Source organism: Acidobacteriota bacterium (assembly GCA_016713675.1).
In the GTDB taxonomy this organism is placed as follows: Bacteria; Acidobacteriota; Blastocatellia; order Pyrinomonadales; family Pyrinomonadaceae; genus OLB17.
This window is the reverse complement of sequence record JADJOS010000001.1, coordinates 2,093,795-2,113,886: the sequence shown is the minus strand read 5'-3', so window position 1 is coordinate 2,113,886 and position 20,092 is coordinate 2,093,795. Positions and strand designations below refer to the sequence as shown.

The 20,092-nt window shown below is 54.7% G+C and carries 14 protein-coding genes and 1 pseudogene; 2 read left to right on the top strand and 13 right to left on the bottom strand.

Annotation, left to right across the window (positions count from 1 at the left end; translation table 11 throughout):
• Positions 1-9: 9 nt before the first annotated feature.
• The 7 genes from IPK01_09675 to IPK01_09645 form a co-directional block, all read right to left on the bottom strand.
• Positions 10-1,668: a hypothetical protein gene (locus IPK01_09675; protein MBK7933752.1), complete on the bottom strand. Its 1,659-nt coding sequence runs from the start codon at positions 1,666-1,668 to the stop codon at positions 10-12.
• 33 nt (positions 1,669-1,701) lie between these two features.
• The gene (locus IPK01_09670) at positions 1,702-1,881 is read right to left on the bottom strand and encodes a hypothetical protein (protein ID MBK7933751.1); all 180 of its coding nucleotides are present in this window, start codon (positions 1,879-1,881) and stop codon (positions 1,702-1,704) included.
• A gap of 3 nt (positions 1,882-1,884) precedes the next feature.
• Positions 1,885-4,179, bottom strand: coding sequence for a tetratricopeptide repeat protein (locus tag IPK01_09665; protein ID MBK7933750.1), 2,295 nt, complete (start codon positions 4,177-4,179; stop codon positions 1,885-1,887).
• 370 nt (positions 4,180-4,549) lie between these two features.
• On the bottom strand, positions 4,550-5,608 hold the full coding sequence (locus IPK01_09660) for a hypothetical protein (protein ID MBK7933749.1): 1,059 nt from the start codon (positions 5,606-5,608) through the stop codon (positions 4,550-4,552).
• A 168-nt stretch (positions 5,609-5,776) separates the two neighbouring features.
• A complete protein-coding gene (locus IPK01_09655) occupies positions 5,777-7,180 on the bottom strand; it encodes a carboxypeptidase regulatory-like domain-containing protein (protein MBK7933748.1) in 1,404 nt (467 codons plus the stop codon).
• A 374-nt stretch (positions 7,181-7,554) separates the two neighbouring features.
• Positions 7,555-8,040, bottom strand: coding sequence for a hypothetical protein (locus IPK01_09650; protein MBK7933747.1), 486 nt, complete (start codon positions 8,038-8,040; stop codon positions 7,555-7,557).
• The gene (locus IPK01_09645; protein ID MBK7933746.1) at positions 8,013-8,546 is read right to left on the bottom strand and encodes a hypothetical protein; all 534 of its coding nucleotides are present in this window, start codon (positions 8,544-8,546) and stop codon (positions 8,013-8,015) included. The genes IPK01_09650 and IPK01_09645 overlap by 28 nt, the downstream gene beginning before the upstream one ends.
• An 83-nt stretch (positions 8,547-8,629) precedes the next feature.
• On the opposite strand from IPK01_09645, the gene IPK01_09640 reads away from it, so the two are divergent.
• Positions 8,630-8,815, top strand: coding sequence for a hypothetical protein (locus IPK01_09640; protein ID MBK7933745.1), 186 nt, complete (start codon positions 8,630-8,632; stop codon positions 8,813-8,815).
• Positions 8,816-9,261: 446 nt separating this feature from the next.
• On the opposite strand, the gene IPK01_09635 is transcribed toward IPK01_09640, so the two are convergent.
• The 6 genes and pseudogenes from IPK01_09635 to hslO all read right to left on the bottom strand — a co-directional run bounded on the left by IPK01_09635 (position 9,262) and on the right by hslO (position 17,201).
• Positions 9,262-11,193 carry a hypothetical protein gene (locus IPK01_09635; GenBank protein ID MBK7933744.1) on the bottom strand — a complete coding sequence of 644 codons (1,932 nt, stop codon included), beginning with the start codon at positions 11,191-11,193 and terminating at the stop codon, positions 9,262-9,264.
• Between the two features lie 298 nt (positions 11,194-11,491).
• A complete protein-coding gene (locus IPK01_09630; protein MBK7933743.1) occupies positions 11,492-13,198 on the bottom strand; it encodes a M28 family peptidase in 1,707 nt (568 codons plus the stop codon).
• Positions 13,195-13,464: a hypothetical protein gene (locus IPK01_09625; GenBank protein ID MBK7933742.1), complete on the bottom strand. Its 270-nt coding sequence runs from the start codon at positions 13,462-13,464 to the stop codon at positions 13,195-13,197. Before IPK01_09625 ends, IPK01_09630 begins: the two co-directional genes overlap by 4 nt.
• Before the next feature lie 292 nt (positions 13,465-13,756).
• Positions 13,757-15,484, bottom strand: coding sequence for an EpsI family protein (gene epsI / locus IPK01_09620; protein ID MBK7933741.1), 1,728 nt, complete (start codon positions 15,482-15,484; stop codon positions 13,757-13,759).
• Positions 15,387-16,271 (bottom strand): annotated as a pseudogene (locus IPK01_09615) (polyprenyl synthetase family protein). Before IPK01_09615 ends, epsI begins: the two are co-directional and overlap by 98 nt.
• Positions 16,272-16,304: 33 nt before the next feature.
• Positions 16,305-17,201: an Hsp33 family molecular chaperone HslO gene (hslO, locus tag IPK01_09610; GenBank protein ID MBK7933740.1), complete on the bottom strand. Its 897-nt coding sequence runs from the start codon at positions 17,199-17,201 to the stop codon at positions 16,305-16,307.
• 309 nt (positions 17,202-17,510) lie between these two features.
• On the opposite strand from hslO, the gene IPK01_09605 reads away from it, so the two are divergent.
• Positions 17,511-20,054, top strand: a complete 2,544-nt coding sequence (locus IPK01_09605; GenBank protein ID MBK7933739.1) for an adenosylcobalamin-dependent ribonucleoside-diphosphate reductase — start codon at positions 17,511-17,513, stop codon at positions 20,052-20,054.
• The last annotated feature ends 38 nt before the right edge of the window (positions 20,055-20,092 follow it).

Here is a 20,092-nt window from a genome sequence, read left to right as displayed (position 1 = left end):
ACCCGACTTTTAACCGACCAACCTGTCGAATAACCTCGTTGCCTGCAGGATCAAAATGATCACGGGAATGACGCCTACCGCAGCTATTGCAGCCGCCGTAAGTTTCAGCCAGCCCGAACGCTTGATCCATTGTTTCTCCGCTTTCGAAAGCAGCGGCGGAACCGATGCAAGAACCGGCAGACCGGTGTAATGCTTGGCATCCTCGATACTCTGGATCTTGAAAAATCGCGGAACTTCGGAAAATGCCGCAAGTATCAAACCGATCAACAACCCGACACCGGAACCGACCAGCGTCAGCAAGAATCGTTTCGGTGCGACCGGCGATTGCGGGACATTTGCAGGGTCCTGCACACGGATCGTCTCGCCCTGGGCATTCGTTTCGACACCGACAACGGTTTCGGCCTCGTTCTTTTTCTTCAGGATCTCGTCATAAGTCTGCTTTGCCGATTGATACTGGGCAGTGACGCCCTCGAGTGCTACCTTTACGCCCGGTACCGCATTTATGCGTGTCTCAAGAGCAATGACAGCCGCTGCGTTCTGTCTGATCTCGTTATCCTTGGCCGCAAGCTGCGATTCGATCTGGCCGATCTGAGCCTGGATCCGCTGATTTTCCAGTTCGAGTGACCGTTTCTGGAGTTCCGCCTTTCGTCCGCTTGACTGAGTTGCCGTAGCGACACGTTTGTCAGCATTTTTTCTCAGCCCTTCAAATTCTTCGTTCACACGAGCGATCTCGCTCTGTTTTGCGACCACTGCGGGGTGCTTTTCTTTGTAAACTTTAAGCAGATTGTCGAGCTGAGCATTTAGATCGGCACGGCGTTTGATCAATTCTCCGTACGCCGGCGAACTCTCAGGATCGGCTATCGATCGGACAGTGTCCTGTGTTTCTTTTTGCCCAAAATCCTCGATCAACGACATCTGACGGTTGTTTGCACCGATCGAATCGCTTAAACGTCCGCGTTCGTTCATGAGCGATTCTTTTTCCTTCATGATGTTCGCTTCGCGGTCCCGCAAGCCCCCGAGCTGTGCGACCAATCCCTGTTCCGATTCCGGAAGTGTCGCGACATTCTGCGTCATGATCTCGAGACGCTGGCGTTCCAGTTCGTCCATGGCCGTCTTCTTTTCGGCAAGCTGCCGCTCGAACAGGTCCTTGGTCGATTCAGCTATCTCTGTCTGTGTTTGTACCTGTGCGTTGACGTATTTGCTTGCGAGTTCGGCAGTCACATTTCGCGTCGCTTGTGGGTCGCGGTCGCGATATCTGATGCGAAACGCAGCGATCTTTTCACTGCCCGAGTCCTCGAGATCGACCTTGATATTCTTATACATCTTCTCAATGACGAGTTCCATCGGCATTCCCGATTGGCGTTCGGCCTTGTACAGGTCATATTTCTGAACCATCGGCTCGAGCGACGAACGGCTCAGCACTTCCTGGTTTATAGTCTGCAGACGCTGCGAAAGGTCTTCGTTGGTGAGCGATGCGACAAGGTTCGACGAGATGGTCGGTGGTTTGACCGTCAACAGTGAAGTCGATTCGTAGATCGCGGGCAGCTTGTAAACGACATAGCCGATGGCCGCCGTAAACGTGATGATCGGTAGGATGATCATCCATTTCTGCCGCTTCAGTATGCCGATCAGTTCGCCGGCCGTTCTTTGTCTAAATTCAACGTTCATCGTTTCTACCCTTAATCAAAGATCTCGGTGATGCTAATCGCTATCGTCCGCGTAATGCTTTTCCTCGTTTCGCCGGCCCAGGGCCCAACGCATGATCCCGGCGATGGAAATGAGGCTGACGCCGACGACCAGCACTCCGGCCGATTCCGATATTCCGGCCAACAAGGGCCAGTCGGCGACATCCGCAATTTCAAATCCAAATAAGATCATCATGGTCTATAGGCTCGCCAAAACTCTCTTTGCATCTGCCACTTCCTGCTGGCTGAGTTCGTTCGCAGACCTAAGCGAGGTTTCGACCTCGCGGCGTGCCGATGCCTTATCACCTGCCATCGATAATGCTGTTGCCAGCCTGACGCGGTAACCGGCGGTTTCGGGCCGCCCCGATCTTTCGTCAAGTGCGATCGCCTTGCGAAGCTGCTCAACGGCCGGCGAATACAATCCCTTTTTCAGATAGACCCAACCGAGCGTGTCATAGAAACCGGCCACCGTCTGATCTTTTGCAACCGCCGCAGACGCGAGCTGCAACGCTTCATCGAGATTCCCGCCGTTCTCGGCGATCAGCCACGCCAGATTGTTGGCGGCGATCGGCGAATCAGGTGCGATGTCGAGTGCCTGGCGGTAGTGCTTTTCAGCCTCGGCAGTGTTACTTCGCGAATCTTCGAGAATGCCGAGCAGGGTATAAACAGGCGCCGACGGCTTCATTGCAACGACTTTCTGATATTGTGCGATCGCTTCGCCTGTTTGGTTACGTCCGACCAGCAACGCCGCGAACGACGAGTATGCCGGCAGATAATTCGGATCGAGCGACATCGCCTGCATCAATTCACTTTCCTGAGACGCCGCGTTCTTTTCTGCGGCGAAAACCTGCGAATTGAGATAATGCAATGCAGCCAGCACATCGCCGCGGCCGGCGTTGCGGGTGATCAGTTCACCGAGTTTTGCGTGTGCCTGATCGGTGCGTTTCATTTGGATCGAGATCGTCACGATCCCGCTCATCGCGTCAAAATTCGCAGCGTCTGCGACAAGTGCCTTTTCGTAATACTCGAGCGCCTTCGCCCCGTCGCGTCGAGCCGTACAGACCTTGGCAAGATTGACCATTGCTGACGAAGATGCCGGCGTCATCGCAAGTACGCGTTCGAGATCGACGTGCGCGTCAATGAGTTTTCCGAGTTCGAGAAATGCGAGGCCTCGCGATGTCAGTCCTTTGATCTGCAGATCGTGCAGTGCATTGACGCCGTTGTAAGCGTCCGGGGTGGCGGCATTTACCTTCGATAACAGTTCATTTGCCTGCTTCAGCGCGTTTTCCGGTTCGCCGGCTGAGAATGCGGCCTGGATCTTCAACAGGCCAACCCGCAGATATTTTGGATGATAGCGTTCGATATCGGCGATGAAGGCACGCGCCTGATCGATCTGTCCGATCGCGATTTTCGCTTGGGAAATGTAGTAAAGGGCGTCACGCTGGCTCGGCTGTTTTTTGAGAATGTCTTCGAGATCTTTGACCGCCAGGTCCGCTTTGCTTTCCTGCAGGTACATCCGTGCCCGCAGCATCAGAGCCTCGATATCGCTGTCATTGATCTTGAACAACGCCTCGAGCTGCTCGGTTACCTTGGCAGTGTCTTTCTGGTCAAGATAGATCTGGCCCAAGCGATATCGGGCACGAACGTAATCCGGGGCGTCAGCAACGATCGCGGTCAGAACCTCGATCGCCTCGCTCTGACGGCTTGTCGTCGCGTAAAAATCGGCTAAGACCAGACGGCTTTCGGGGCTGTTTTCCTGAATTGTGACAAGGTTCTTGAATTCCGCTTCTGCCTTCTCGTTCTGTTTGGTCGCCACAAAGAAATCCGCGATCGCCTCGTGAGCCTCGATATTTCCTTGTTCGGCGGCTATCGCCTTTGTAAACTGAGCTTCCGCCTCGGTGTTTCGATTCGCGTAGGTCAGGAACCGTCCGTATTCGACATAGCCGATCGCACCGTTCGGATTCATCTCAATGCCTTTTCGAATAGCCGCTTCGGCTTCGGGAACCTTTTCACGCGAAACGTAATATCGCGAGAGGCTCAAGTAGGTCTCAATTCGACGCGGATCGATCTCGATCGCCTCGTTGACCTTAGCGACCACTTCGTTTTCGGGCCGGTTCTGCGTAGCAAGTATCGAGGCCTTCAGAATATGGCCTTCGACAAAGCTCGGATCTGCCTCCACGACAGCTTTCTGCAGATCTTCGGCTTCGGTGATAAGCGGCGGCCGGATGAGCAGATAATAGTTGCCTAATTTTGATTTCGCTTCGAGGTTGGTCCCATCGAGGTCTACGGCCTTTCGCAGTTCGTCGAGGGCTTCGTTGAATTGACCGAGGTTCTCATACGCACGTGCCAATCCCCAATGCGCCTTTGCCGAGTCGCTGTCCGATTCGGCAGCCGAGCGGAACTGCATCAGAGCATCGTGAAACTTACGTTTCGCCAGATACTCTTCGCCCTTTGCCAGAAACTTGGCGGTGGAACCGCCGCAGGCGAACAACAATGATCCTATCGTGATTAAAAGGAAGACACGCGCAATACGCGTAATAGATTTGGGGCACTCTCGGTAGATCATATTTTTCGATCATCTCGCGTCCGTCGAACCGTCCGATCGCAAATTCACCGGGGCAGGCAAACTACATTCGAAAAATTCCGCGATGTTTGTTCATTGCGTGAGGCAAATCCCGCAGCAAACGTAAACAACAATGATTTCAATAACTTAAAAGCCGGGGAATCCCGAACTTTTATCGGCATTTGAGAAAAACGCCCAATCGAGTGCTGATTTCAGATTTTTTGGAGTTTTATTGAATGCAGACACAAAAAAACTCCGCCGAAGCGGAGTCTTTCGTCAAATGATCTTGACCGCAGAGGTATTACGGCTTGCCTTTGCCCTTGCCGCCGTCGTTTGGTTTTCCGTTATCCTTTCCGTCCTTGTCCTGCTTGACCGGCTTCGAGTCCGGCCGGTCGGGCTTTCCCGGCTTCGACGGCTGGTTCGGATTGATGCCCGGGGTCTCGTTCTTACGGTCGTTCTTTGACGGATCGGCCTTTTGATCGTTATCGGGCTTTATGCCTTTATCATCATCTTTTCCGCCCTTATCTTTCTTGTCGGAATTGTCATCTTTATCGGCCTTGACGGCTTTTACAACGCGCGGATTGACCTTGTAAAATTCCTCCTGCTCTTTTGTCGGTTTTACCAATCTGGCCTTGATCTGGCCGAGATGCAGGCCGTTGTTCGGCGATTTGATCTTGATCTTGCTGATCCAAACCGGATTTGCCGTGTAAACAAATATCGGCTGAGGATAGAGCCGCTCGATTCGAGTGCGGTAATACGGCGTATCGACCACCTGATATGTCTGATACTGCGGCGGATAATTGCCATAGTAATACGGTGATCGATAAGACTCCGTTCGGTTGCCGAACAGCATCGAGACCAACCCGATCGTGCGGTCAGCCCAGTTCGTTTCGTAGTAATTGTTGTCGCCGTAGATCTGATCATTGCCCCTTACAAGGACACGGGCACCGGACCAATTTGGACTGTCGCGATAAAGCACGATCTGTGCGATCTCTTGTATCAGATCGGGGCCGAAACGGCTGAACAGAGACAAGCCGCGTGAATTGTCGTCACGGTCCTGATATTCCTGCACACCGATGTAATCGACATAGCCGTCACCGTTCAGATCGAGGTTATTTATGCCGTCGTTCGCATTGAGGTACGATTCAAACTCCTCCGGGCTGTTCGAACGCTCAAACAAATTCCCGACCCTTTGCAGATCGAGATTGTCCTTAGCCCAATAATCATCGAGGTCACCGTTTTGCGGAACGTTATTTATGATCGGATCAGTACTCACCGTCTGCTGCGGCTGGCTGGATGTGCAAGCCGACAAAAACATACTGATCGCTAATATTGTTATTGATATTTTAATAAAACTCATGATCTCACTCTCCTAAGCAAATTCGCTGCTTCCCGACACACTGATTCACCATAAGTAATACCGTATTGCACCGCGTCTGTATGTGCTCGACCACACATTCCCCAAGTTAGCTAACGAGCCATTGCGCGCAGAAACGCCGGTCAAACCGGCGTTTCTGAGGCTGAATTCTCATTCGAGCATTTCCGGCTCGGCCACCAGATCGACGTTGTCCAGTTCGTCCATGACCATTATCGTTCGCGGCACGAACACGAACCGCTTTGAGGCGACGCTGATGACGTAATTTTCGCCGACCGGCACCTCGTCAAAACGGTAGTAACCGAACGTACCGGTCCGGGCCGTCCGTGTGCCGCCAAATTGATCGGTCAGTTGGACGATCGCGTTCAGCACACCGCTTCCATTGTTGGTCAAGACCCTTCCCGATATCGATACGCTGGCTGCGGTCGGGCCAAAGTCGGCGATGGTGAACGGCGACAAACTCGTGAGGCCGTAGGTGCAGAGGATCGGGTTCACTCCCGGGACCTGTGTCCGGTTGACCCAAATTCCGTTTTCAAGATGCAGAATGCGCAGATTTCTATAAACGGACGAAAGTGCCGGCAGGTTAAAACATATCGACGGATCGCCGCTCCATATTGCCGAAGTGGCAATATCGTAGGTCAGATTCGTGGGCGTCGCACCCATTGGCAGCGGCGGAAGTTTCGCCGGGTCCAACGGGATCTGCTGCGTCACACCGTCGGTCAGGATCACCGGAAGCGTCAACGTTGCATCGCCCAACTGAATTCCCGGCACATCAAATGTCCTTTGCCGTGTCGTGCCGCGTGGTTCCGCAAGTGTATTTGCCGGCGTATACTCCGTTCGCAGTTTTCCGGCGAGTCCGGCATTGTAGATACTCGTGACCTCAGCCGGCGCTATTGCACGGTTGAAAAAGTCTATCTCGTCCATCTGGCCGTCAAACGCCGGGCCTCCGTAATTTGTCGTGTGGCCAAATCGCAGCGGATTTGCCGTCGCAATAATTGAGCTGCGCGGACACGTGCCCTTGAGGACGCCGTCAATGTAAAGGCTGACCTGGGACGTCGTCGATGACATCGCGATATGGTGCCAAGTATTTGGCGTGACCGAGGCGTCGGAATCGAGATTGAAACCCCAACCGTTTACCCCGACGAGCCTGATCATGTTGTCATTCAGACGTATGTCCCAACCCTCGCCGCTATCCGGGAGCGATTTGCCGACAAGATACGTATTGGCTCCGGAATTTCTCGATCTCATCCAAAGATCCACCGAAAATTCGGCCGTGCCCGGATCGAACGGCGCTCCGTTGCCCGCCACCTCAACATAGTGGCCAGCTACGCCGTCAAAGTTAAACGCCTGACCGACCTTGGCGACGGAGTAGAAGGGGCCATAAGCCTGCACGCCGTCGTGATCGTATTGCGTCTGGTCGCGGGCGTCACCGTCGCCGCCCCACCATGCGACAAGGCCACTCGGCGGTGCGGCTGCTGTCGGCTTGCATATACCCGAACTCCCAGCATTGACGACCGCTTGAATCTCGGCCAGGGTCAAAGCCCGGTCAAAGACCATAGGCTCGTCGATCGATCCCAGAAAACGGGCGTTTCCATTGTCGTCATCGCTGATCCGTAGCGTAGAGATTGAATCAGCAACCGTTTTCGGGCCGACGTTTATGGAACCCCTTTGGCGATCACCTTAGAGCATTATGGTGCGGACAGAAAAAAGCCCCCTCCCCCCCCCCGGGCCCCGGCCCCCCCCCCCCGCGGGCGGGGGGTGGGGCCCCCCCCCCCCCCCCCGGGGTGGAGCGGGCGGGGGGGGGGGGCGGGGCCGGTTATCACCAATTGATATCCATTGTTGCCGCGGTGGCCGCCAATCTTTGAGATTCCGCCTTGACGGATCCATGGCCTGTAGATCATCCGGATCGCACTAGTGATCGAAACCGGTGGTCACCACTGTCCCGCGACCGCCCCAGAAAACCGGAACGCCGATCTAGACCCCCCCCCCCCCGGCACAAGCCATTTGATGTAGTTGGAGATTGCCCACGGGGCCCAATATGTTGGCGGCTTCATGGAGCCGATCGTCAGCGTCTGGGTCGTCACATTGAGAGGCACACCGGATTTGGTCCAGCTCTGAGCAAGCGATCCGTTTACATACAATTTGACGTTGTCGGCTGGTCCGTATGTACCGTCCCATGTCAACGCGATGTGGTTCCACTGTCCACGGTGCGAGTTCGGCCGGTCGACAATTATCCGCCATATGTCCCGATAGAGCCAGATCAATACTCCGGCGATTTGTAAACCGTATGAGGATATCGGTTCCGAACCGTTGTAGTCCGCCTTTGAAAAGATCGTACCGTACCCCACGGTTCGCTGCTTTACCCACGCCTCCAACGTTAATCCGCTGGTCAGACTGAGAGACGCCGAGTCGGCAATATAATCATCGACCCGTCAAAACTAAATGCCTGACCCACAAGTCCCGGAGCATAGGTCGCACTATTCATCAATGCTGCGTTATTTCTTCCCAGTCGGTCTAACGTGTTGTTTTCGCCGGCCCACATTGACACCATCCCGCTTGGTGCGGGAACGCAGATCGGTGCGGCGGTCGTGAATGAAAGCACAGATCCGAACGAGGTGCCCTCTGTGTTGGTCGCGATCGCACAGTAATAGTAGATCGTCTCGCTCGTCAGGCCGGTGATCGCTTGCGAATAGGAGACCGGCGTCGTGCCGGAACCAAGCGTCGCTCCGCCGCTTGTCGGTGCCCGTATGCCAAAGGTGTCGTTGCACGTGCCCGGGCTGATCGTGCTGTATCGGAACCACGCCGTCGTGGCCCCGCCGCCCGGATTTGCCGAACCGTTCAATGTTGCCGTCGTGGCCGTCATCGCAGTCGCGTCAAGCGTCGTCACGGCCGGTGCATTCGCCGGCGTACTGAACGAAAGCACCTAACGCAGTGCCTCTTGTACCTAACGAGTTCCTCGCGATCGCACAGAAGTAATACGTTGTTGCCGGGGACAACCCGACGATCGTGAACGAATATCCCACGGTCGAACCGCCTGACCCCATATACACATCCATTATGCTCGAATTTGGTTCTCGTGTGCCGAACGTGTCATTGCACGTTCCCGGATCGGAAGTGCTGTATCTAAAATATCCGAAAGCAGCGTCGAGATTCGGATTGGCAGCCCGTTCAAGTCAGCCAAGCTGGATGTAATACTCGACGCGGCGAGGGTACTAACTGTAGGCGGAGCCGGAGTCGTAAATGAGAGTATCGAACCCTAACGATGTGCCGACCGTGTTGGTAGAGCGATCGCACAGAAATAGTATGTCGTCCCCGTCGAGGGCCCGGATATCGCCTGCAAATACGCGACCGGTGTTGAGCCGGAACCAGCACCGATCCGCCGCTTGTCGGTGCCCGCGTGCCGAAGGTGTCATTGCACGTGCCTGGGCTTACGGTGCTGTAGCGGAACCAGCCGGTCGTCGCAGCTCCGCCCGGATTTGCCGATGCGTTCAAGGTTGCGGTCGTGCCTGAAATAGAACTTGCCGCATTGGTCGTAGCGACCGGTGCCGCCGCCGGCGTACTGAACGAAAGTATCGTGCCAAATCTCGTACCTAACGAGTTCCGCGCGATCGCACAGTAGTAATAAGTTGAGCCTGCGGTCAAACCGCTGACCAACGAAGAGTACGGCACTGTGGCGGCTCCTGAGCCGATATCGATATCGGAAATACTTGAGAGTGGTGCCCGTATGCCAAAGTATCATTGCAGGTTCCAGGATCGGATAGGCTGTAACGAAAATATCCGAACGCTGGATCGCGATTCGGATTTGCCGCACCGTTCAAGGTAGCCCCGCCTGATGTGATATTCGTCGCGGCGTTGGTCGTGACCGTCGGCGGAGCAGGTGTCGTAAATGAGAGCAGAGTTCCGAATGACGTGCCTGCGGCATTAGAGGCGATCGCACAGAAATAGTAGGTCGTACCTGTCACAAGGCCTGATAAGGCCTGGGCGAAGTTCTGCGGCGATGTGCCCGAACCGAGGGCCGATCCGCCGCTTGTCGGTGCCCGCGTGCCGAAGCTGTCGTTGCAGATGCCCGGATTCGTGCTCGCATAGCGGAACCAGCCGGTCGTACTCAGTCCGTTCGGGTTAGCGTTACCATTTAAGGTCGCCGTAGTACTGCCAACACTCGTCGCCGCCGAAGTGGTGACCGTCGGCGGTGCCAAGGTCGTAAATGAGAGTACCGAGCCAAATGATACCCCTTCGGCATTACTGGCAATGGCACAGAAATAATAGGTCGTACCTGTGACCAGTCCCGAAATGGCCTGAGCGTAATTCTGGGGCGTTGTGCCCGCACCGAGAGCCGAGCCGCCGCTCGACGGTGCCCGTGTGCCAAAGCTGTCGTTGCACGTCCCGGGGCTGATCGTGCTGTACCTAAACCACCCGGTCGTACTTGCGCCGTTCGGGTTTGCGACACCGTTCAATGTCGCCGACGTGATCAGGATGCTGTTGGCCGGCGATGTAGTGACCGTCGGCGGAGAAGGTGTCGTAAATGAGAGAACAGACCCGAACCCCATTCCTTCGGCATTAAAAGCCATTGCACAAAAATAATAGGTCGAACCTGCCGCGAGGCCCGTTATGGTCTGAGAGAAACTCTGCGGCGATGTGCCCGATCCCAGAGCTACGCCGCTGCTCGCCGGAACACGCGTGCCGAAGCTATCGTTGCACGTGCTGGGGCTGGCCGCACTGTAGCGGAACCAACCGAGCGTGCTAGCTCCGTTCGGGTCCGCCACACCGTTCAACGTGGCTGTCGAGCCTGTCACTGAAGTAGCGGCATTGGTCGTTACCGATGGTGCGACGATTAGCTCAAACTGGGCCGTTACCGTGATCGCCGTGGTCATTGACACGATGCAAGTTCCGGTTCCCGAGCAGCCCCCGCCGCTCCAGCCCATAAAGACCGATGTGCTATCGGCAGCCGCCGTAAGCGTAACGCTTGTCAGCGCCGTATAGGTCGCAGAGCAGTTTGCTCCGCAGGCGATCCCCGACGGCGAGCTGGTGACCGTTCCGGTTCCCGTTCCGGTCTTCGAAACGGTTAGCAGATACTGGTTCCTGGTGAAATTCGCGTTTACGCTGAGGTTCTGTGACATCGTCACAATGCAGGTTGGCAAGGTCCCGGCGCAAGCACCGGTCCAGCCGGCAAATTGCGAAGTGCTGTCTGGCGTTGCCGTAATGGCAACCATTTGTCCCTCGTCGTAGGTCGCCGTACAATTTGCTCCGCAATTTATCGCTCCGACATCGGCCGTCACGGTCCCGCCGCCTGTGCCCGACTTGCTCACGCTCAGTTGATAAGTTACGAACGGTGCATTCGCTGCCCCAAGATCCGTAAATGTGTCAACGACAAACGCATCCCACGTTGCCTGCGGACCAGGTGCATTCGGCGGCACCGTATCGCGGCCGATCAATTCCCGTACTGAGTCCAAAAACGGAAAGGCCGCAGAGTTCGAACGCTCGGCGGCCATAAGGAGAATTGTTGACGTGACTATTGCGTAAATTATGATCCGGCTGATGCGGGATCTTGACGAAGTATTAGGACTTAACATGGCGTTCACACCTCCACCCGATTTCGCTCCGTTCCGGGCAAAAGGTGTATGGGAAACGCTGCTTCGTGCCGCGAAGTAGTGCACGATTTGCCGAGATCCAAATAGACCACAGACCACGGCGATTATGATCCTAATTCGAGACTATACCTCGCTCAGTCGTATTCAGTGACGCAGGTCACCAATTCCAAGAGCGCGGTCATCAGTTCCGGCCCGCAACGGATCGGTAAACGACAGGCTCGGCTCGGTCGTATTTTGGCAGGAGATTTAGTATCTCCTGATACTTTTGAAGGATTTGTTTCTATTTCGGCGATCGCTCGATCATTGCCTTGAATTCGCTTCCAGCCTTCCATTCGGGCCGTTTTTCAGCTTGGGCAATATTGTATCCGGCGATCAGCAGCCACCCGGCATCGTCGGCAGCACCGGATAGATCCCATTCGGGCCCCACTTCATCGGAAACCCGATGGTAATCATGGTCCGCGTAATCGTTCCACATCTTCCCGCCAAAGTCGGCGGGTCGGCCTATATATTCGAAACCACCAAAAGCAAAGAATGCAGGAACCCCGCCTCTCGCAAATTCGACATTGTCCGAACCGAAATATAATCCGTTATTGTCCATCGACTCGTTGGGAAAGGTTCTACCCTGCAATTCTGCGGCGTTTCCAAAATACTCATCCAGCGTCGAATACCCATAACCGCTGCTGTTAACCTCCTTTGTCCGGCCCCAGACATTGCCACCGTCAATATTAATGTTGGCGATCGTCTTCGCAAGCGGATACAGCGGATTTTGGACATAGTATCGTGAACCGAGCCAGCCTTTTTCTTCGGCGGTGGTCGCGATGAAAAGTATCGAGCGTTTGGGAGCCTGCGTGAGTTTGGCAATGCCGCGGGCGATCGCCAGCATTTCGGCCGTGCCGATGGCGTTGTCGATCGCCCCGTTGAATATTTGATCTCCTTTTCGGCTTTTGTCGATCCCGAGATGATCCCAATGTGCTGTATAGATCAGATACTCATTTTTCAACACAGGGTCTGAACCCTCGATCCGCGCGACGACGTTTTGGCTAACGATACGTCTTAATTTGCTTGTCGTTGTGATGTTTGCCCGGGCACCGATCGAAACCGGTTTGAAACCCTTGAGCTGTGCCGAACTTTGCAATTCTTCAAGGTCAAGGCCGGAAGCCGCAAACAAACGCCGGGCAGCACCTATGGTAACAAGCCCGGTCAGAGCCAGAGCCCTTTTTGCCGACATTTTCGGCTCTAACGCAAATCCTTCGAGCAAGGCAAATGTTTTGAAGATCGAATAATTCGGCGACTTTTCCGGATCGGTGATGAAAAGTACAGCAGCCGCTCCCTTATTCGTGGCGAGCTCTTTCTTGTACTCCATTGTTGAGTAGAACGTCCGAAGTTCGCCCTTAAAGAAAGTGCCGTCCTGCTTTGCCGGATCGTTCTTGTCCGCGGCAGATGGTTCGCCGCCAAGGATGATGACCAGTTTGCCCCGAACGTCAACACCCTTGTAATCGTCCCAACCATACTCAGGAGCGTCGATCCCGTAACCGCCAAAAACAACCTCGGCATTCGGGATGGAAACGCGGGGCAGCAGCCGCGGAAACTCGTGAACGAAATCGTCGGGGAAATTGAGCGCATGCTCCTTTCCATGGGCTTTGAGATCTATCCGCGGCTGTGTTCGGTATCCGACCAGAGGCACACTTTGGATAAAGGATCGATTTGGATTTCCGGGCTTGAGGCCGGCACGTTTGAATTCGTTGACAAGGTAATTGACCGTTAGTGTCTCGCCGGTTGTCCCAACATTACGGCCCTCGAACCTATTCGAAGCAAGTATCCGTACGCTTGCTAATATTTCGTCAGCCCGAATGCTCTCGAGCGCGGGTTTGAGAACGGTCAGTATATCTCTTGGATCGCTCGTTTCCTGACTCGTGACAGGCAAAGCGGCAGCTATTAACGAGACCAAAAGCAAGATGATCCGAGTTTTCTCCGAGAATAATTTCATGGAGACAATAGTAGTTCAAAAGGCATCGTCCGTCGATATGCATTCCTTGCTTCTTTGGGGCATCGACCGGCGGTCAGATCGCAGATTTTCGCGTTTGCCGTGCCAAACGAGTTTGTCGGCGAACTCAGAACGGTCGATTTCACCGTTCTCGTCTGCGGATCGATGTTCGGTTCATAGGCATCTGTCCATTTTGCGGGGATAAAATGTAGGATGAGATCTAAATTTGTCGGAATCGCCGACTCAGTCGGATCTGTCGGTTTGATCATTATTGTCGGAAGGCAGAGAAAGTCGCTTTTCGCTCCAATTCAGGCTCCGACAAGGCCAGCGACAGTTTGCTGTGCCCGTTTTACGATTGTCGCTGGGGGTCTTTCTTATTGTCGCTGACCCTGTTTTTTATTGTCGCTAGCCCCCTAAAACATTGTCGCTAACCCCCTCAAAAACTGTGGCAGAACGCATTTTTACGACATTTTCATCAATTTTGTTGATAAAATTGTGGTACGTACCACAATTTGAACTTGAGGCGAAAAATACACGTTTGGTCTTCCCCCAAAAACGCGCTTATTCGGGCACGAATGGCGGTAATTGTTCGGCGAGTTTTGCTGCGAGATCGGCGACGGCCTTGAGCGAAGCTTCTTCCTCATGGCCGACGTCGGTCATTACGCGGACCATTGCTCCGTCGCTGCGGCGGCGTGTGACGCTGTCGACGACGGTGTTGAGTTTGTCGAAGTATTCGCTCGATTCGGTCCGGCCGCGGCCCTCGTACCAATACAGCATCACCTGATGATAGATACCGTTGCGCAGCGTGTATCGATTGGCGGTGAACGAGCGGCCGTCAGCCATTTTGACCTCGACCTTTTGCGGCTCGCTCAGCACCCAACCTGCTCCGGGCAGGCAATTCTGCGGGCTGTGATACGTCGCACCGGTCCGCTGCGAGGCGTAATAACCAACGTAGATATTCGCGATACGCCCGTCGGCCAGTGTGTACTCGCGCATCGTGTAGTCGGTCGTCTTCAGCAAATTCTCGACCTCGGGCTCGAACTTGATCTCGTCACCCTTTTGCCGCCAATCGCCGAGCGTCTGCGACAGCTCGGACAACGCCTGCCGCGGCGGTGCGAACTCGCTGCGATAAGCGAACCAATTGACCAAAAGACCGCCTACAACAAAGACGACCAAAAGCGGCAGGGGCCGCGATCTGTTTGTTATGACTGCGGGCGGATCGATCATACCGCCGGTCTCCTTCGCATCACCGAACAGCCTCGTGACCACAAAATTAAGGGCGATCAACAGCGCCAACGCGACGATATAAACCAGCCATCCCGAGGCGTCGTGCCATGTCCCTTCGGATGCCGATTTGCCGTAATAGAAGGTCAGGATACCGGTAGCCGAAACGCGTGCCGCATTCGTCAAGACCGCGATCGGTACGGCCGCGGCCATCAGTATTATGGTACGTACCACATCTCTGCCCGAGAACAGCCCGAACCGCAATTTCCCGTCCGTATCGGTCCGGGTGAAGTAGCCCAGGATCAACGCCAGCGTGACCAGGGTCATCAGCGACCTGATCCCGCTGCAGGCCTCGACGACCTCGAGCGAGATGGTCTGCGTCGCCCCACGCGGAAGGATGTCGATGATATTCCCTTTCCTCAGCGTCGGCACTTCGAATAAGCGAATGCCCCAAACTGCCATCTGTGACGCCCACATTTGCAGCGGTATCGCGATCTGATTGAATATGATCTGAGGTATCGGTATCGAGAGCAATAGCAATGCCGCCGGAGCCGCAAGCAGCACCAAAATTCGCCTGCCGCAAAAATAGACCACCGTAGCGATAAGGGCGGCAACAAATGCGATCCTCTGAGTAAACAGTTCTGCGCCGACAGTTCCGGCCAGCAGCAGCATGATCGCAGCCGCGGCCAAACCGCCGCCCAAGATCACCGAAGGCCCCGTAATTGCTCGCTGCAAACGGTCACGTTCGCTCCAAATAATAAAGGCGATCACAAACGGGACCAGCAGGCCGTGCGAATAATTTTCGTCCGACCACCAATCGCGGCCGAGCTTTACGAGCACACTCGCAAACAAGAATACGAGAGCCGCGGCGATCAATACCGGCGTCAGAAGGTGATTTTGTTTTGTGGTCGTTTCGGCCATCTTTACAAGTGGAAATAAAACGCCGAATGGCCTGAGGATTCCGAACTTAGCTCGTCCGATCGAGTATGTGGCCGGCGATATCGCAGAGCAGATCAGCCCGAGGACCCAGCGGTTCGAGTGATGCGACGGCTCGTTTGTGGACATCGGCCGCCATCTGCGAAGCAGCCTCGAAACCGTATTTTCCGGGGTATGTAGCCTTTGATGCCGCAGCGTCTTTACCTGCTGTTTTGCCCAGGACATCGCTGGTTTGGGTCACATCCAACAGGTCGTCCGTGATCTGAAACAGCAGCCCGAGCTGGTCGGCAAATTCATTGATCACTTCGATTTTGGATTCATCTGCGGCCGCGATCATCGCACCGGCACGAGCCGAAAAACTGATCAACGCCCCGGTCTTTAGATTGTGTATGCGTTCGATGTCGGCGTTCTAACCGCTGCCCTCGGCCTCAAGATCGAACTGCTGTCCGGCGACCATGCCGTCCGGCGTACCGGTTGCCGACGCGAGCCCGACGACAAGCCTAAGCCTAATGACCACGGGCAATTTCTCATCCTCCGCGATCGTCTTGAACGCCAATGTTTGCAGTGCATCGCCCGCGAGAATGGCGGTCGCCTCGTCGTATTTGATGTGACATGTCTCCTTGCCGCGACGCATATTGTCGTCATCCATTGCCGGGAGGTCGTCATGAATGAGCGAAAATGTATGGATCATCTCGATAGCCGCGGCGATACTCAACAGCTTCTCATCTGAGACACCGAACGCCCTTCCGACCGCGATCGCAAGTGCCGGCCGAAACCGTTTACCGCCCGCAAACACGCTCCAACGCATCGCCTCATGAAGCCGCGTCGGCTCAACTTCGGCGGCCGGCAAAAGACGGTCCAACTCTGCGTCGACGAGCTGCGATATCTCTATATAAAATGATGCGGTGTCAGGCATTTACGAAAATTATCTGCTATCGGTCGGGTTAATTCAATTATTCGCAAGACCCAGCAAAATTGAATCCAAATGGCTCTCGTCGAGATCGTAGGTCTCATTGCAGAAGCCGCAATTCATCACCGCTCCTTTGTCCTCGGCCTTCATCGAAGCGACTTCGGCCTTGCCAAGTGCCGCGATCATCGACGCCGCTCGTTCGACCGAGCAGGTACACTTGAAAGAAACGTCCTTTTCGTCGAGGATCTCAAAATCGATCACCCCGAGAACAAGCTTGAGCAGGTCTTCAGGCGTCGCACCTTCTTTGATGACCGAAGTAAGATGCGGTGCGTGTGCGACCGTATCTTCGATCATCGTTACGATGTGATCGTTGACGCCGGGCATCATCTGGATCATCACGCCGCCGGACGCCGTGACGAATGGCTCGGTATTTTGCAGCAAGACCCCAAGCATTACAGCCGACGGGATCTGTTCCGATTTCGCCAGATAAAACGCAAAATCCTCCGCGATCTCGCCCGATGTGATAGGCACGGAACCAATATATGGCTCCCGATGAAGCCCGAGTTCAAAGCCCGACTCACGCATCACGTGAAACATCCCGCCTCCAACAATGCCGCTGACGTCGAACTTTCCGTCGGGCTTCGACGGCAGTTCGGCGGTCGGGTTTCGAACGTACCCGCGAACGTGACCGAGGTTGTTGGATTCGACAATGATACCGCCAACAGGGCCGTCGGCGTCGATCCGGACCGTCAAACGGTCAAATTCCTTTAAACTTGCTCCGAGCAATGCCGCACCCGTCAACATTCGCCCTAGTGCGGCGGATGCGGTCGGTGCAGTTTCGTGCCGGCGAATCGCCTCGGCGACGGTGTCCGTCGTGACCGCTGCAATAAGCCGTATAGTGCCGTCTGCGGCTGTTCCGTGAACCAATCTATCCATAATAATAGTTTCGAAATTGAAAACTGTTTCGTCAAACCTCGTAACCTAAACAATTACTTTAACTTAAGCCCTCTGTTGTTGTGAACATTGAAATTAACACTATATGTTGTGGAAAAAATGTGTTGACATCTATAATTTTCTTGTTTAGACTTCACTCACTTGAGGATGAAATATAGCTGCAATTCTCAAGCTCAAACGGTAAACAATTCCGGGTTCTTCGCATTCCAAAATACTATTTCCAATGTTAAAATAGTATTACATCAACTATTCGTGTCCACGCTTCTTGCGCGTGAGGAGAATCACCAAGTTATGAGAACAGTCTTTGAATCTGTCGGCGGCGGAATTTCCGCTAATCAAGCAAATTCTAACGGAACTGGTACTGCAAAGGGCCGTCAATTCGCTCCGCTTGGCCTCAACGCTCAAAAGGTCGTCTCAAAACGCTATTCTCTGAAAGATGAAAACGGCGAACCTCTTGAGACCTGGTCCGACATCGTCCGCCGTGTCGTTGGCCACGTATCTAGGGCCGAGACCGATCCGGTCAAACAGAATCAGTTTTATAATGACATGACCTCGGTCATGCTCGCTCGCGAATTCGTACCTAATACGCCGTGCCTCGTCAACGCCGGGAAACCCAAGGGCCAGCTCGCTGCGTGCTTCGTGCTCAACGTCCCCGATTCGATCGAGGGTATCATGGAACACGCCCAAAATGTCGCTATTATTCATCAGACCGGCGGCGGAACCGGGATGACATATGAGTTTCTTCGGCCGGCAGGTGCGATGGTCAATTCGACGCGCGGCGTCGCTTCCGGGCCGGTCAGCTTCATGAATATCGTCAACCAAACGACAGAGGTCGTTAAGCAGGGCGGCGTCCGTCGCGGTGCTAATATGGGCATTTTGGCGATCACGCATCCTGACATTCTGCGGTTCATCCACGCCAAGAACGACCAGACCAGTCTGACGAACTTCAATATCTCGGTTACGGTGACCGATCTCTTTATGGATGCCGTCGATAGCGGCGTTTGGTTCCAGACCGAATTTAAAGGCGAACCGTGGACACAAGCTGTATTCGACACCGTGACCGGGGCCGATTATGTAGTTTATCGCCGTCCCGACGGTTCGACAGCGACATTTGCGGATAAACTCGCGTTCGAGACCGCCGATCTGACCGATTGCATCATCGAAGAACCGCCGATGCCCGGTATGGTCTTCGCACCCGACATCTGGAACCGCATCATCGCATCGGCCCACAAATATGCCGAGCCCGGCATCATCTTTATCGACGAGGTCAATCGTCACAACCACATGATGGCGTCAATGGGCCCTATCTATGCGTGTAATCCGTGCGGCGAACAGCAATTGCACTTCAACAATTCGTGCAACCTCGGCTCGATCGACGTTGCAAAATTCTTCACGAGAACTACTGACGGTGAAGGTATAGTCGATTGGGAACGCCTGTCGAGCGCGACGCATCTCTGTACGCAATTTCTCGACAACGTCGTTGATGCCGGCTACTTTCCGCTGCCGGAGATCGATGATGTGGTCAAACGCACGCGGCCGGTTGGACTCGGAATAATGGGCTTTGCCGATCTTTGTCTTAAACTCGGCATTACCTACGGCAGCGATGAATCGATCGCGTTGATGGAACGTGTCATGGGCTTTATCCGCCGCGAAGCGTGGATGGCATCACTTCGCCTAGGCCGCGAAAAGGGCGTTTTCCCCGAACTCGAACCAAACCGCGACGCCTATGCACGATTTATATATGACGAAATCGGCATTCCGCGTGACATTCCATTGACCCCGCGAAACTATGAAGTAACGACCATCGCCCCGACCGGCACGATCTCGCTCGTCGCCGAAACGTCGTCCGGCATTGAACCCAATTTCTCGTGGGCGTACGTGCGTCAGGACACTATCGGGACCCGCACCTACGTGCATTCACCGGCAGCCGAAGCTCTCGGCCTAACGGTCGATCAGACCAACGAAGAATCGATCAAAGCCGCTGCCGAATACGTCGTCGAACACGAACACGAACTGCCGCCGCATTTTATCTCTGCAATGGCGATCAAATCGATCGAACACGTAAAAGTGCTGGCCGCCGCTCAAAAGCACGTCGACAATGCGATCTCAAAGACCTGCAACGGTGCCAAAGACGACACCGTCGAATCGGTCGACGAACTCTATCATCTTGCTCGAAAACTCGGCTGCAAAGCCGTCAGCTACTACCGCGACGGCAGCCGCGAAGGGCAGGTTCTCAACTCAATGAAATCCGCCGGAACGCAGGCTGCCAGCCTGCAGGACTCGGAAGTGAGAGATGGGATCAACGGATTTGACGCAGAAGGCCAGACGCAGGCCGGCAGCTTGCGTTCCGACGATGGTGTTCGTTCAGGCGAGCGGATCGAGCGTCCCCGCGAACTTCAAGGCTCGACCTGGCGAATTCCGTTCGAGGGACAGAACCTCTACGTGACCGTAAATCACGATGGCGTCGGCATCCGCGAGATCTTTTGCGCGGGGCCGATCAGCCCCGGCGTTGGTTTACTTGCGTCGAAGATGCTTCGCGGCGGATTTGACGCACACGAGGTCGCCCACAGCCTGAATAAGGTGACCGCCACCCACGCCGTCTGGTTCAACGAACGTCTGCTGACATCGCCCGAACAGGCTGTCGCTGAATGCCTTCTCTTGATCGATCGCCGTCTAAAGAACCTGCCCGAGTCCGCCCGAGCGATCGGCAAATCTATGGGCACGGAATCCAACATGTCCACCCTGATCAGCGATTGCCCCGAATGCGGCGGCCAACTAGAACACGCCTCCGGCTGCGACTCATGCCGCGACTGCGGATATTCAAAATGCAAATAGTCTAGGTTAGCCTAGATAAAAACAATAGAATGCGGAGT

What these genes read in the sequence shown, in the direction of transcription:
- IPK01_09675 (MBK7933752.1), bottom strand. Translation starts at nt 1,668, where the DNA reads ATGAACGTTGAATTTAGACAAAGAACGGCCGGCGAACTGATCGGCATA.
- IPK01_09670 (MBK7933751.1), bottom strand. Translation starts at nt 1,881, where the DNA reads ATGATGATCTTATTTGGATTTGAAATTGCGGATGTCGCCGACTGGCCC.
- IPK01_09660 (MBK7933749.1), bottom strand. Translation starts at nt 5,608, where the DNA reads ATGAGTTTTATTAAAATATCAATAACAATATTAGCGATCAGTATGTTT.
- IPK01_09655 (MBK7933748.1), bottom strand. Translation starts at nt 7,180, where the DNA reads ATGGTCTTTGACCGGGCTTTGACCCTGGCCGAGATTCAAGCGGTCGTC.
- IPK01_09635 (MBK7933744.1), bottom strand. Translation starts at nt 11,193, where the DNA reads ATGTTAAGTCCTAATACTTCGTCAAGATCCCGCATCAGCCGGATCATA.
- IPK01_09630 (MBK7933743.1), bottom strand. Translation starts at nt 13,198, where the DNA reads ATGAAATTATTCTCGGAGAAAACTCGGATCATCTTGCTTTTGGTCTCG.
- IPK01_09625 (MBK7933742.1), bottom strand. Translation starts at nt 13,464, where the DNA reads ATGATCAAACCGACAGATCCGACTGAGTCGGCGATTCCGACAAATTTA.
- epsI (MBK7933741.1), bottom strand. Translation starts at nt 15,484, where the DNA reads ATGTCCACAAACGAGCCGTCGCATCACTCGAACCGCTGGGTCCTCGGG.
- hslO (MBK7933740.1), bottom strand. Translation starts at nt 17,201, where the DNA reads ATGGATAGATTGGTTCACGGAACAGCCGCAGACGGCACTATACGGCTT.
- IPK01_09605 (MBK7933739.1), top strand. Translation starts at nt 17,511, where the DNA reads ATGAGAACAGTCTTTGAATCTGTCGGCGGCGGAATTTCCGCTAATCAA.